Below are 13,432 nucleotides of genomic sequence, written 5' to 3'. Positions count from 1 at the left end.
AAATACAATGAGCGCGAAGGCAATTCATGCCATATCCATCTGAGCCTGCGCGGCGATACGGGGGAGCCGGTCTTCGCGGGTGACGGAGCGGACGGCATGTCGGCGCTCATGCGGCACTTCATCGCGGGCCAATTGGACTGCCTGCGCGAGTTCACCTACCTGCTGGCGCCGAATATCAACTCCTACAAGCGATTCGTCGCGGGCAGCTTCGCGCCGACCGCGATCGCGTGGGGCTGGGACAACCGCACCTGCGCCGTTCGCGTGGTCGGCGAGGACCATTCGCTGCGTTTCGAGAACCGGGTGCCCGGCGGCGACGTGAACCCCTACCTCGCCGTGGCCGCGCTGATCGCGGCGGGACTGCACGGCATCGATCGGCGACTGCCGCTGGAGCCGGAATTCCACGGCAACGCCTACCACTCCGAGCGTCCTCGGGTGCCGCATACGCTGCGCGAAGCGGCCGAGCTGTTCGAAGCCAGCGCGGTGGCCCGCGCGGCCTTCGGTGATGATGTGGTGCAGCACTACCGCAACGCGGCGCGGGTCGAGTTGGACGCCTACGACGCCGCGGTCACCGACTGGGAGCGTATCCGTGGTTTCGAACGACTCTGAGGACACGGGAGCCCGTCCCGTGATCGGCCTGCCCACCTATGTGGAGCAGACCCGCTTCAACGCCTGGGATCTGCCCAGCGCGGTCCTGCCGCACTCCTACGTCGACATGGTGGCGGCCGCGGGCGGCATCCCGGTGTTGCTGCCGCCCGCGGGCGTCGCGCGGCCCGAGCTGGTGCGGCGGCTCGACGGACTGGTGCTGACCGGCGGCGCGGACGTCGATCCCGCGCGTTACGGCGGCCCTGCCACCGGGCCGGGCTACACCAGGCCCGACCGCGACGAATCGGAATTCGGACTGTTCGAGCTCGCCAGGGCCGAGGGTCTGCCGATCCTCGCGGTGTGCCGGGGACTGCAGCTGGCGAACGTGGCGCTGGGCGGCACGTTGATCCCGCATCTGCCCGACGTCGTCGGACACGAGGAGCACTCCGGCGTCGAAGGCGGGTTCACCGCCACCCGGGTGCTGACGATCGCAGGCAGCCGGGTCGCGCGCCTGGCCGGTCCGGAAGTGAAGGTGCACTGCCACCATCACCAGGCCGTCGACCGGCTCGCCGAGGTGCTGACCGCCACCGCGTACGCCGCCGACGGCACGATCGAGGCCGCGGAGTCCGTCGACGGTTCGTTCCTGGTCGGTGTGCAGTGGCATCCGGAGGCCGACGCCACCGATCGCAGGCTGATCCGGGCACTGGTCGAGGCGGCGGACACCTACCGAAGGGAGCGGAACTCGTGACGACAGCGCAGGTGGTCAACCCGGCGACCGAACAGGTGGTCACGACCGTCGAACTCGCCGGGGAAGCGGAGACCGACGCGGCCGTCGCCCGCGCGCAGCGCGCGGGCACCGCGTGGCGCGAGGTGGCGCCGGGTGATCGGGCCCGGTTGTTGCGCCGGTTCGCCGAAGCGGTCGACGCGGATCTGGAGCACCTGGCCCGGCTCGAGGTGTCCAACGCGGGACATACCATCGGCAACGCGCGCTGGGAGGCGGGCAACGTCCGCGACGTCCTGCACTACGCGGCAGGCATGCCCGAACGGCTGCTGGGCCACCAGATCCCGGTCGCGGGCGGGGTCGACATCACGTTCCACGAACCGCTCGGCGTGGTGGGGGTGATCGTGCCGTGGAATTTCCCGATGCCGATCGCGGCGTGGGGCTTCGCACCCGCGCTGGCCGCGGGCAACACGGTGGTGCTCAAACCCGCCGAACTCACACCGCTGACCGCTCTGCGGCTCGGTGAGCTCGCGCTCGCGGCGGGCTTGCCCGAGGACGTGTTCCAGGTGCTGCCCGGCAAGGGGTCGGTGGTGGGGCAGCGCTTCGTCACCCATCCCGCGGTGCGCAAAGTGGTGTTCACCGGTTCCACCGAGGTGGGCACGCAGATCATGGCGGGTTGCGCGCGGCAGGTGAAGCGGGTGACGCTGGAGCTGGGCGGCAAGAGCGCAAACATCGTGTTCGCCGACGCCGACCTGGAGCAGGCGGCGGCCACCGCGCCCTACGGCGTCTTCGACAACGCGGGGCAGGATTGCTGTGCGCGCTCCCGAATCCTGGTGCAGCGCAGTGTGTTCGATCGCTTCCTCGAACTGCTGGAGCCCGCGGTGCAGGGGGTGCGCGTCGGTGACCCGTCCGACGAAGCCACCGAGATGGGTCCGCTCATCTCGGCCGCGCACCGCGAGCGCGTCGCGCAGTTCGTGCAGCCCTCGACCGACGTGGCGTTCACCGGCAGCGCGCCGGACGGACCGGGATTCTGGTACCCGCCTACGGTGGTGCTGCCCGGCGCTCCCAGCGACCGGGTCCTCACCGAGGAGGTGTTCGGCCCCGTGGTCGCGGTGCTGCCGTTCGACGACGAGGCCGACGCGCTGCGCATCGCCAACGACACGAATTACGGTCTGTCCGGCTCGATCTGGACCAGAGACGTCGGCCGGGCGCTGCGCGTGGCCCGCGGGGTGGAGGCGGGCAACCTGTCGGTGAACTCGCATTCCTCCGTGCGGTACTGGACGCCGTTCGGCGGTTTCAAGCAATCCGGCCTCGGACGGGAACTCGGGCCGGACGCCGCGCTGGCCTTCACCGAGACCAAGAACGTCTTCCTCGCCACGCAGTGACACCACCACTTCCGACAGGAGATACGTTGCAGCGCTTACAGGATCGGGTCGCCGTCGTCACGGGCGGCGGGAGCGGTATCGGGCTGGCCACGGTCCGACGGTTCGCGGCGGAGGGGGCCAAGGTGGTGGTCGCCGACATCGACGCCGGGACCGGCGCGGCGGCCGCCGAGGAGGTCGGCGGACGCTACGTGCAGGTGGACGTCACCGACGAAGCCCAGGTCGAGGCGCTGTTCCAGACCGCGGTCGACACCTGGGGAGGGCTGGACATCGCGTTCAACAACGCGGGCATCTCCCCGCCGGAGGACGATTCGATCCTCACCACCGGCATCGACGCCTGGCGGCGCGTGCAGGAGGTCAATCTGACCTCGGTGTACCTGTGCAGCAAGTACGCGATCGGGCACATGCTCGAGCGCGGCAAGGGCTCGGTGATCAACACCGCCTCGTTCGTCGCGGTGCTGGGCGCGGCGACCTCGCAGATCTCCTACACCGCCTCCAAGGGCGGCGTGCTGGCGATGAGCCGGGAACTCGGAGTGCAATTCGCCCGCGACGGCATTCGGGTGAACGCGTTGTGCCCCGGCCCCGTGAACACGCCGCTGCTGCGGGAATTGTTCGCCAAGGACCCGGAACGCGCCGCGCGGCGCCTGGTGCACGTGCCGCTCGGCCGGTTCGCCGAACCGGAGGAGATCGCCGCCGCCGTGGCCTTCCTCGCCAGCGACGATTCCTCGTTCATCACCGCGTCGCAGTTCCTGGTCGACGGTGGCATCGCCGGCGCGTACGTGACCCCGCTGTAGGCGTTCCGCGCTCGGTCGACGCGCAGCGAGATTCGTGACGACCATGTACCACCGCCTGGGCGGTTCGCGGCCGGACTCCTTTGTGCGAGGCCACTGACTCCAGAGAGTGTGATGGGCTTCACAATCGAAGGTGGAGTGGCAGGTAAGAGCGCCCGGTGCCGCGCGTGTTCGGCTCCGTGACTGTTTGCCGTCCGTGAGTTGTGGGTATCGGTTTGTTTCGTGCCACACCTCCCGTTGTCGGGATCGGAGGTGGATCGAATCGAGGTCCGTGGGCGGGCTGGAGAGGACGTGCGCGTGACCGACCGGACATCGGAGAGTTTCCCCCTGCGGCGTTCCGTGGCGGCCTCCGCCATGGGCAACGCGACCGAATGGTTCGACTACGGCGTCTACGCCACCACGGCGACCTACCTCACCAGCGCCTTCTTCCCGGGGGAACTCGGCACGCTCGGCACCATGCTCGGCTTCGCCATCTCTTTCGTGCTGCGCCCGCTCGGCGGCATGGTGTGGGGACCGCTCGGTGACCGCGTCGGCCGTAAAGCCGTGCTGGCCACCACGATTCTGCTCATGGCGGCCGCGACCGGCGCCATCGGCCTACTGCCCACCCACGCCTCGGTCGGCGTGCTGGCCCCGATAATGCTCATCCTGTTGCGTGTGGTGCAGGGCTTCTCGACCGGCGGTGAATACGGCGGGGCCGCGACCTATCTGGCCGAATGCGCGACCGACCGCAAACGCGGTTTCCTCGGCAGCTTCCTGGAGTTCGGCACCCTCGCCGGCTTCGTCGGCGGTTCGGCCACGGTGCTGGCCTGCCAGCTCGCGCTCGGTTCGGACGCCATGTACGCCTGGGGCTGGCGCATTCCTTTCCTGATCGCCATCCCGCTCGGCCTGACCGGCTGGTACCTGCGGGCCAGGCTGGCGGAGAGCCCGGTGTTCACCGAAGTCGCCGAGCGCAAGCGTCCGCCCGGCGGCCTGCGCGAGGTACTGACCACCTATCGGCGCGAGACCCTCACGCTGGCCGGACTGGTGGTCGCGCTCAACGTGGTCAATTACACGCTGCTGACCTACCAGCCGACTTATCTGCAGCACACCATCGGCATGGGCGAGTCGGCCACCAGCGCGATGATGCTGCTCGGTCAGCTGGTGATGATGCTGGTGCTGCCGTTCTTCGGCAGACTGTCCGACAGCGTCGGCCGCCGCCCGATGTGGTTGTTCTCGCTGCTGGGTCTCGCGCTGCTCGCGGTGCCGATGTACTGGCTCATGGGACAGGGCATGGCGTGGGCCATCTTCGGCTTCGTCGTGCTCGGTCTGCTGTACGTGCCGCAGCTGGCGACCATCAGCTCCACCTTCCCCGCGATCTTCCCGACCCATGTCCGCTACGCGGGCTTCGCGCTCGCGTACAACGTCTCCACCGCGGCCTTCGGCGGCACCGCCCCGCTGATCAACGAGGCGGTCATCGAGGCCACCGGCTGGTCGCTGTTCCCCGCCCTCTACATGGTCGGCGCGTCCCTGATCGGCCTGGTCGCCTGGACCTACCTGCGCGAAACCGCCGGAACCTCGCTGCGCGGCACCGAAGTCCCCGACGCGGGCGACCCCACTCCGGACCCGGACCTGCCCGCCCAGCCCGTCTTCTGAACCAGTCGGGGTCAGTCGGTGGCGGACCAGACGGTCACCGAGGCCGTGTAGGCGTCGACGGCCTTGTCGAGGGAGACCCCGGCGATGAAGGCGGTGCGGCCCGCCGCGGTCTTGACACAGTAGGCGCTGTCCTTGGTGACCGGTAGAGTTTCGGCGCCCCGGGTGGCGATAAGGTCGGAGCACTGCCGGCGGGTCGGTTCGGCGGCGGTCGTCCACAGCGCGATCGTGGGCTTCGTGGTGAAGAAGCCGCCGCCGAGTCCGTAGAGGGTGGCTTCGGAGAACCCGCCCGAGGACTTGCGGTCGTAGCTGACCCACGCGCTGGCGCCGCCATTGTCGGGCAGTACCCGGGGTGGCGCGGAGTCGAGGTCGAGGTAGGTCAGGTTGATCGTGCCGGACCAGCGGACGTCGTCCGGCGAAGCGGTCGCCGACGTCGTCGCGCTCGCGGATGCGGTGGAGGTGGGCACGTTACGCGCGGTGCCTGTCGCGGGGGCCCGCTGAGTCGTGGTCGAACCCTTCTCGGCGTCGTCGTTGTCGGTGAAGGCATCGTAGGTCTTCTCCACTGCCAGTACCGTCAATCCGACGATGAGCGGGACGAGCAGTGTGGTGCGTATCGCGGTGCTGTTCCGACGGATCCAGCTCTCCCGCCGAGGGGCGTCTTCCTGCCGGGGCTGGTTCGGCTCCTGCGCCTCCCCGCTGGAATCGTTGTCCCCCATGACGAAAGCCGCCTCCTTTGGCTGACCGATGTCGAACGCCTGACACCTGTTCGTTCAGGCGAATGGACAGTACCGCTGATCATGCTTATGCGCGGATAATCAATTGTCAATGGCGACAACGCTTTCGAGCACACACATACGGACGTGGCAGTGTGCGGTTCATTCCTCCTCCTCGTCGTCCTCCGGCCAGCTGTCCTCGATGATCAGGCGTCCGTCCTCGAGCGCGGTCGCGTACTGTTCGGCGACCAGGGCGGCCGGGTAGGTGGGCCAGTAGGAGATCGCGCCGGTGGGCTTGTCGATGACGCAGACCGAACCGCCGACGACCACCCGCGGGCTGTCCGGGTCGGTGTGCGCGGCGTGGGCGAAAGCGGCGACGGCGACGAAGCAGGCATCGAATTCCGTGACCTGGTATGTGATTCCACGGTCGGTGTAATCGTCGTTGGCGAGATGGTGGCCGACGATCCGGTGTGCCTCGGTCAGGTCCACCGGTGTGGTCGCCTCGGTCGGGTAGGCGTGGATGTCCATGTGTCGTCGCAGCCGGGAAGTGGCCGCCCGCTCCTTCCGGGTCTCTGGATAGCACGGCAGCGGCTCGGTGCGAGCCGGTTTCCGGTCAGTCGAACCGGATGGTGGACAACATCTTGCGGGCGAGAGCCTCCGGATCGGGTTCCTCGGCCAGTGACGAATTATGCAGTGCCCCTTCGCGCCACAGCGAGGCGAAGCCGTGCACCAGCGACCAGGCGGCGAGTTGTGTCGCCTGCTGATGGTCGCGGCTGTGGCCCGATTGGATGACCGAGACGCCGGAGCGCAGCGCCGACCCGGACCGTTCCCGGGCGGCCCGCAGTGCCGCGTCCTCCGCGTGTAGCAGGGTGTGGCGGAACATCACGTCGAAGTGTCCGGGATGCTCGCGCGCGAAGCGAATGTAGGCCACCGCGACTTCGCGGAAGTCCGCCCCGGCCCGCGCGAGGTGTTCGGCCAGCAGTTCGAAGCCCTCGGTGGCCAACGCGGTGAGCAAACCCGCTCGGTCGCCGAAGTGATGGGCGGGCGCGGCGTGCGAGACGCCCGCGTGCCGCGCCAGGTTGCGCAGCGAGAGAGCGTCCACGCCCTCGGCGGCGATCCGCTCGGCCGCCGCGGCGAGCAGGGCCGCGCGGAGGTCTCCGTGATGGTAGCTGTCCTTCGCCATCCCTCGATGGTGGCCGATTATCTAGACATTGACAAGTTCATGAGCGGGTCTTAATCTTTCCACCGTCAAGATTCGCTCTCGTTCCCCAGGAGACTCCGATGGCACCGCTGCTCGTCCTCGCCGCCGTCACCGCGATCGCCCGCCTCGTCGGCTGGCTGATCGGCGACGGCTGGCTCGATTCGTGGGCACACGCGGCCGCACTCGGTCTGGCCGCGATGCTCGTCCTCACGTCGAGCGCGCACTTCCTCCAGCCGCGCCGCGACGCGCTGATCGCCATGGTGCCGCCGCGGTTGCCGAACGCCCCCGCCCTGGTGACGCTGACCGGAGTGCTCGAAGTGGCAGGGGCGGTCGGCCTGCTCATCCCGGCGACCGCCGCACTGGCCGCGGCCGGTCTGATCGCGTTGCTGGTGGCGCTGTTCCCCGCGAACGTCCGCGCCGCCCGAGCCGATCTGGGCATCAAGACCATGCCCCTGCCGCTGCGGGCGCTGGTTCAGGTCCTCTTCATCGCCGCCTGCGTGGTCGTCATCGTCGGCTGAATACCACGAAGGCCCGCTCACGCACCGGAACACGGTGCGTGAGCGGGCCTTCGCGCTCCTGTTCAGCTGGAGCGCAGCGCCTTGGCGATAGTGCGGCGCAGGAACGGCCGCGCCAGATCCTCGGGCAGATTCGCCCAGGCGAGGAAGAACCGCGTCAGCGGATCGAGCGCGATGTGGTGACGGCCGCGTTCCAACCCGCGCACCGCCGCCTCGGCGACCCGCTCGGGGGTCATCGGCTCGATCGACCCGGTGATCGCCTTGGTCTCCACCGGCTTTCGCTGGTTCTCCATGGCCAGGCCCGGCGTATCGGTATCGGCGGGGTAGATCACCGTGACGTCCACGCCCTTGGACTCGACTTCGTAGCGCAGGCACAACGCCAGCTGCCGGACGCTCGCCTTGGTCGGCCCGTAGGCGGTGTAACCGGTGATACCGAGGAACGCCGCCGTCGAACTGACCAGCAGGATCTTCCCGCCGCCCCGCTGCACCATCCCGGGCAGCACGCGCCGCACCGCGTGGACCGCGCCGAGGTAGTTCGCCGACATCTGGGTTTCGAACTCACCGGCGTCCACCTCGAGGAACCGGCCGGGCAGGGCCAGGCCCGCGCAACAGGCGATGACCTCGCACGGCCCGTTGCGCTGCTCGAGTTCGGTGATGGCCGAGGCGAGTCGGTCCTGGTCGGTCACGTCCGCGGCGGCCCAGTCGGCACCGAGCTGTTTCGCGGTGTCGCCCAGCGGTTGCTCGCGGCGCGCGATGATCGAGACCGTCGCGCCGCGTCGCGCGAAGGCCCCCGCCACCGCGGCGCCGATCCCTTCCGATCCGCCGGTGACGATGACGTGCTTGCCGACCCAATCGCTGACCCGTGCCATCGCGGTGATCCTAGGCCCGGCTCGCGGTGACGATCTCGGCGATCCGGTTCCGCCACAGCAGATAGGTGCCGGAGGTGCCGTCGTCGGGCAGGTCGTCGAGCGAGGACTCGATCAGCGCGTCGGTCTTCGCCACGCTGGTCCCGCAGAAGACCTGCGCCGCCGCCTCGCTGTGCTCGTTGACGCTGTTGGTCTGCTGCCGGATGCGCGCCACCATGGCCGAGCCGAGGGACAGCTGCGGCCGGAACTCACCGGCCACGTCCCAGAGTTTCTCCATCGCAGCGGTTTCCACGCCGCCGGCGAAGGTGACGGCGATGCCGACGCCGCTCCACAGGTCGGCGTGCCGCTGCGGGGCGAACTCGCTGATCAAGCGCACCACGCCGGCCGGGCTGCCGCCGCCGATGAACCACAGCGCGCGGCCCGTGCCCTGATCGACGATGCGTTTGAGGTTGTCGCGGTCGCCGAGCCAGCCGGGGTAGCGGGTCTCGACGTGCTTGTCCCGCACGTAACGCCGCATCTGGAAGAACGCCTTGTAGAAGCCGTAGCCGTCGATGGCCAGCCACCGGAACAGCGGGTGCTGCGGGAACAGTTTGCGCCACCGGAACTTCGGGATCTTCGCCATGGCGAGGCCGACGCCGACGTACATGGTCAGCGCGTATTCGCTGGCGGGTCCGTCGATCAGCGCGGCGGCGCGACGGCCGGGCGAGAGCGAGTCGAGCGCGGTGAGGCCGACCGCGGCGCCTTCGTAGGCGAACCCGCGGTACTTCGGCGGCACCTGGAGCAGCGCGGCGATCAGCTCGTCGTTGTCCGAGCTGCGGACCGCGGAGTCGATACCGCCGACCAAGTGCATGGTCACCTGCTCGAGTTCGAGCGCGGTGTGCTGGTCCGGCTGCTCGAATTCGCTGAGCACTTTGCGGACACTGGCCTGGCTGGGAACGAAAACGGCCGCGCGCAGCGGACCCAACGGGGAGGGCATGGGGTCTCCATTCGTCGGAGGAGTATCGGGGGGCCGGTGGTGACCACGGTGGCACCGGTGGCGAAAGCGCCGAGCCCGCTGTGCGGCTCGGCGCTTCCGGTTCATGATCGAGCGGTCTCCTTCGCCGGCTCCGGCTCGCCTGTGATGTCGGCTTCCAGGTCGTCGGCCACCACGGGCTGCTCCGGCGCGCTCGGCGTAGCGCCGCGTTCACGCCACCACTCGGCGAGTCCGCGTACCCACCAGTAGACGCCGCGAGCGCCACAGACGATGACCAGCGCGATGAACAACCCGTAGGAGATGTGCAGCGCGGTGACCACGCCGTACATGATGCCCACCGAGGCGCCGAACATGATCTGCTGCTTCTTGCCCGACGGCGTGGTGCCCGGGTCGGTGACCATGTAGTTGGTGAACAGCACGAACGCCAGACCGGTCATCATGCTCAGGCCGGCCAGCGCCGAGACGTTCGGCTCGATCAGACCGCGCACGATGGCCTGCAGCGCGAACGCGCCCACCCACGCCATGATCAGCGGCATCTTCAGCGTCAGCTTGGCGTTCAGCATCGTGCCGGTCATCAACAGGCCGAGCACGATGAGCGCGTCCGCCGGTCCGGTGATGTACTCGGTGAAGTGGTACGGCGGCGCCACCGCGATCATCGGGAACACCAGGAAGCACACCACGACGCCGAAGTTCGACGGGTTCATGAAGTGGCGCATCTTGCCGTTGATCTTGGCCCGCAGCACCCACTTCGTGCCGACCGCGACCACGATGCCGAAGATCACCGGCCACAGCTTGTCGTGCGCGAAGGTCAGGAAGTTGAACGCCAGGCCGGTGATGTGCGCGGGCAGCAGGAACTCGAACAGCCCGCGCGGCCCACGGCCCCGGAAGGCGGGCGGGCGCTTGTACGCCCAGGCCGCCAGGACTTCCAGCCCGATCTCGGTGGAATACGCGGTGGCCAGGGCGATGAACGGCCAGAGGAACGGCTGCTCGAAGCCGAGCAGCGGGAAACCGATCAGGTTGAAGATCGTGATCGAGATGGCGAAATTGCGCAGCGCGAGGTAGCGCGTATCTTTTGTCGGCGCGGGCGTTTCCACCCACTCCTTGGCGAACTCGGTGCCCGACCGCTGCACAGCGGAGATACGTTCCGCCGCGGTGGGGCTCGCTCCGTTGCCGTTACCCGCCGCGGCGGTGTTCCGCGCGCCTGCGCCGTCCCCGCCGCCCTGGGCGGTGCCGCCGTTGCTCGCAGCCATCGCGGTCTCGTGGTGCCCGTTCGACGCGGCTGTCGCCTCGCCCGGATCCTGCTTGTCGTTGTCGCTCATCGCTGCTTGACCTCCTGGGCGTCCGAGGCGAGGTTCACGGTGTGCCAGCCCGGCGCGAGCTGGAGGGTTTGTTCGTGCGCGGTGCCGTTGGTCTCTCGCCAGCGCAGCAGCACGCTCAGCGGGGCAGCCGGATCGAGGTCACCGAGGCCGATGTGCACCTCGGTGGCGCGCTTGCCGGTGTGCCCGCTGCCGCCGTCGAGGTGGCTGGTGAGCAACCGGCCGTCCGGCGTGCGCACCTCGACCCGGGCGTCCACCGCCGGAACGCCCTGGGTCGGCAGACCGGCGATGGTCGTCTTGGGCGCGGCGCCGTCCCAGGCCGGCTTGAACAGCTTCAGGCCGAGGAATCGGCCGTTGTCCGCTTTGTTGTTGTGGTAGAAGGTCGGGTCACCCCACTGGCGGGCGACGGCGAAGCTCAGCGCGCCGTTGCCGGAGGTGTCGCCGACGGCGATGCCCCGGGAAGGAACGGGGGTGTCCATGCCGAGGGCGTGGGTGAGGTTGGCGAATTTGCCGTCTTCACCGCGGCTGAAGAAGCCGACCGGATCGCTGCCCGCCAGATCGGCGTCCGCGCCGATGATCGGCCAGGACCACGGGTACTTGGTCAGGTCGTCGTTCATGGTGCCGAGTTCCTGGATCTGCGGCCACCGGTTGGTGTCGCCCTTGATCATGCCGGTGGCCTGGATCACTTCGTTGCGGCCGTCGTTGTCGAAGTCGTCGATCTTCGCGTCCCAGCCCCAGGTCTCCCAGGCCAGTCCGACGTCGGTCGCGCGGTTCTTGAACGGCGCCACACCGTCGGCCAGCTGACGCGCGGCGTCGGCGGTGTCCTTGGCGGTGTTGTAGAACGCGAAGTGGCCCTCCATCAGCGCGAAGCGCACGGCGATGTTGCTGACGAACAGGTCCGGCATGCCGTCGCCGTTCAGATCGCCGAAGTCAGCCGCCATGCCCTTGTCCGAATCATGGCCCAGCACATAGGACTTCGGCTCGGTGATGCCGCGCTCGCCCTCGGCGAAACCGAAGCGGATCTGGCCCGGAGTCGACCGGTTGACGAACAGGCGGTCGCGTCCGAAGTCGTTGGCCACGTACAGTTCCGGCAGCTGATCGCCGTTCAGGTCGGACGCGGCGGCGGCCAGCGCCCATCCGGTGTCCATGCCGATCGGGAACGGGTTGGCCACCTCGCGGTACTCGGCGGTGGGTTCGTCGCCCGACTTGGCCGAGGCCAGGGTGAAGATCCGGTCCTTGCCGCCGTTGCGCGCGTTGGACAGCGAGTCGGTCATCCACAGCGCCAGCTGGCCCTCCTCGGAGAGCACGTCCATGTCGTTGAAGTACTGGCCGAGGTAGATGTCCGGCTTGCCGTCGCCGTCGAAATCGGAGACCGACACCGCCGCGGTGATCCAGCGCTGGCCCTCGTAATGCCCGTCCGGCGTGTTCGGCGCGGGGACGATGTCGACCGGGCGGAAAGCCTTGGCCTCGAGCCGGGTCGCGTTGGCCCGCTGCAAGTACAGGATCGGTGTGCGGCCGTAGTACGACACCAGCGCGTCCATCCGGCCGTCACCGTTGAAGTCGCCGGGAACGCAGCCCGACGGCACGGTGGAGGAGTCGGCGGGCAGCGGCGCGGGATCGAGCACGAACGGCTCGTACCGGCCGGTGTTGCTGTCCGGCGTCGGCGTGAGGAAAGCCGTGTCGGAGCGCGGGTCGACCACGCACAGGTCGTCGGCCAGCCGGTTGCCGTCGAAGTCGTTCATCGCGATGGCCGCGCCGACCGAGGAGATCCAGGCCGACAGGTGCTTGTACGGTTCGCGCAGCTCGCGGATCTTGCGGTCGGTCGGCAGTCCCTTGGGCAGCGCGATCGGCATCGGGGTGAAGTCGAACTTGCTCGCGATCGGCCCGCCGGCCTCGTCGTAGGTGGGCAGCAGCGTCGACCGAGCCGGAATGAACAGCGAGCCCATCAGCAGCAGAGCCACGCCGGGCACCACCGCTTTTCGGAGGAGGGATCGGTTGATGGGAATTTTCACGAGTGCTGCTCCTCATGGGCGAGAGTGAATTGCTGTCCCGCGGTGTCCGCGAGTCCGTCGAGCACCTCGCGCAGCGTGGCCAGGGCCTGGTCCATGTGCTGCTCGGTGTGCCTGCAGTTGATGAAGAACCGCAGCCTGGCCTCCCCGGCCGGGACGACCGGGTGGGTGATGGCGTTCACGCTGAAACCGCGTTGCAGCATGGCCAGGGCGGCCAGCACGGCGGGTTCGTCGGCGCCGGTCATGACGGGGATGATCGGCGAACGCTCCGAGGTGCCGATGTCGAAGCCGTATTCCCGGGCGCGGCGGTGGAAGTACTCGCTGTTGTGCCGCAACCGCGCCACGCGCTCGGGGTCCTCGCGCAGCACCTCGAGCCCCGCCAGCGCCGCGCCGATGGCCGATGGCGCCGGCGCGGCGGTGTACATGCTCAAGCCGCCCGCGACGTACTTGAACCCGTCGATCAGCTCCGGGTTGCCCGCGAGATAGCCGCCGACGCTGCCGAGCGCCTTGGACAGGGTGCCCATCCAGACGTCCACGGCGTCGCCGGGCAGGTCGAACAGTTCCCGCACGCCGTGCCCGGTGGCGCCGAGCGTGCCGAACGAGTGCGCCTCATCGATCATGATCGAGCAGTCGTAGCGCCGGGCCACCTCGATGATCTCGGGCAGCCGGACCACGTCGCCGTCCATGCTGTAGAGACCCTCGATGATCACCATGGCCCGGTCGAAACTGCGCCG

The 13,432-nt window shown here is 68.9% G+C and carries 13 protein-coding genes and 1 pseudogene; 6 read left to right on the top strand and 8 right to left on the bottom strand.

From position 1 onward, the window contains the following. From ON27_RS31185 to ON27_RS31165, 5 genes and pseudogenes are all read left to right on the top strand, one after another. Positions 1 to 606: pseudogene (locus tag ON27_RS31185) on the top strand (glutamine synthetase family protein); the annotation flags it as partial. Continuing rightward, positions 587 to 1,330, top strand: a complete 744-nt coding sequence (locus tag ON27_RS31180; protein WP_043735777.1) for a gamma-glutamyl-gamma-aminobutyrate hydrolase family protein — start codon at positions 587 to 589, stop codon at positions 1,328 to 1,330. The pseudogene ON27_RS31185 and the gene ON27_RS31180, both read left to right, overlap by 20 nt. Beyond that, the gene (locus ON27_RS31175; protein ID WP_043735775.1) at positions 1,327 to 2,688 is read left to right on the top strand and encodes an aldehyde dehydrogenase family protein; all 1,362 of its coding nucleotides are present in this window, start codon (positions 1,327 to 1,329) and stop codon (positions 2,686 to 2,688) included. The genes ON27_RS31180 and ON27_RS31175 overlap by 4 nt, the downstream gene beginning before the upstream one ends. Before the next feature lie 26 nt (positions 2,689 to 2,714). Further along, a complete protein-coding gene (locus ON27_RS31170; RefSeq protein WP_043735773.1) occupies positions 2,715 to 3,479 on the top strand; it encodes a 3-oxoacyl-ACP reductase in 765 nt (254 codons plus the stop codon). Between the two features lie 351 nt (positions 3,480 to 3,830). Then, positions 3,831 to 5,108 carry an MFS transporter gene (locus tag ON27_RS31165; protein WP_051047169.1) on the top strand — a complete coding sequence of 426 codons (1,278 nt, stop codon included), beginning with the start codon at positions 3,831 to 3,833 and terminating at the stop codon, positions 5,106 to 5,108. An 11-nt stretch (positions 5,109 to 5,119) separates the two neighbouring features. Here the strand turns inward: ON27_RS31165 and ON27_RS31160 are convergent, their stop codons facing one another. The 3 genes from ON27_RS31160 to ON27_RS31150 form a co-directional block, all read right to left on the bottom strand. Continuing rightward, positions 5,120 to 5,821, bottom strand: a complete 702-nt coding sequence (locus ON27_RS31160; RefSeq protein ID WP_043735771.1) for a hypothetical protein — start codon at positions 5,819 to 5,821, stop codon at positions 5,120 to 5,122. A 159-nt stretch (positions 5,822 to 5,980) separates the two neighbouring features. Then, complete coding sequence (locus ON27_RS31155) at positions 5,981 to 6,346, bottom strand: SUKH-4 family immunity protein (protein WP_043735769.1); 366 nt, start codon at positions 6,344 to 6,346, stop codon at positions 5,981 to 5,983. 85 nt (positions 6,347 to 6,431) lie between these two features. Next, complete coding sequence (locus tag ON27_RS31150) at positions 6,432 to 7,001, bottom strand: TetR/AcrR family transcriptional regulator (RefSeq protein ID WP_043735767.1); 570 nt, start codon at positions 6,999 to 7,001, stop codon at positions 6,432 to 6,434. 98 nt (positions 7,002 to 7,099) lie between these two features. Here ON27_RS31150 and ON27_RS31145 point away from each other — a divergent pair, with 98 nt between their 5' ends. Further along, positions 7,100 to 7,537, top strand: a complete 438-nt coding sequence (locus ON27_RS31145; RefSeq protein WP_043735765.1) for a DoxX-related protein — start codon at positions 7,100 to 7,102, stop codon at positions 7,535 to 7,537. A gap of 62 nt (positions 7,538 to 7,599) precedes the next feature. Here ON27_RS31145 and ON27_RS31140 read toward each other — a convergent pair whose 3' ends face one another. The 5 genes from ON27_RS31140 to ON27_RS31120 form a co-directional block, all read right to left on the bottom strand. Then, positions 7,600 to 8,403, bottom strand: a complete 804-nt coding sequence (locus ON27_RS31140) for an SDR family oxidoreductase (RefSeq protein WP_051047168.1) — start codon at positions 8,401 to 8,403, stop codon at positions 7,600 to 7,602. Between the two features lie 10 nt (positions 8,404 to 8,413). Next, a complete protein-coding gene (locus ON27_RS31135; RefSeq protein WP_051047166.1) occupies positions 8,414 to 9,376 on the bottom strand; it encodes a DUF1702 family protein in 963 nt (320 codons plus the stop codon). A 101-nt stretch (positions 9,377 to 9,477) separates the two neighbouring features. Then, positions 9,478 to 10,692 (bottom strand): RnfABCDGE type electron transport complex subunit D, encoded by a 1,215-nt coding sequence (locus tag ON27_RS31130; RefSeq protein ID WP_174377906.1) that lies wholly within the window; start codon positions 10,690 to 10,692, stop codon positions 9,478 to 9,480. Continuing rightward, positions 10,689 to 12,701 (bottom strand): CRTAC1 family protein, encoded by a 2,013-nt coding sequence (locus ON27_RS31125; RefSeq protein WP_218003076.1) that lies wholly within the window; start codon positions 12,699 to 12,701, stop codon positions 10,689 to 10,691. Before ON27_RS31125 ends, ON27_RS31130 begins: the two co-directional genes overlap by 4 nt. Further along, on the bottom strand, positions 12,698 to 13,432 hold a 735-nt coding region (locus ON27_RS31120; protein WP_043735763.1), incomplete at its 5' end, for an aminotransferase class I/II-fold pyridoxal phosphate-dependent enzyme. The genes ON27_RS31120 and ON27_RS31125, both read right to left, overlap by 4 nt.

Origin of the sequence: Nocardia asiatica NBRC 100129 (genome assembly GCF_000308415.1) — a bacterium.
In the GTDB taxonomy this organism is placed as follows: domain Bacteria; phylum Actinomycetota; class Actinomycetes; order Mycobacteriales; family Mycobacteriaceae; genus Nocardia; species Nocardia asiatica.
Note: the sequence above shows the minus strand (reverse complement) of the source record. Positions and strands in the feature narration are given on the sequence as shown.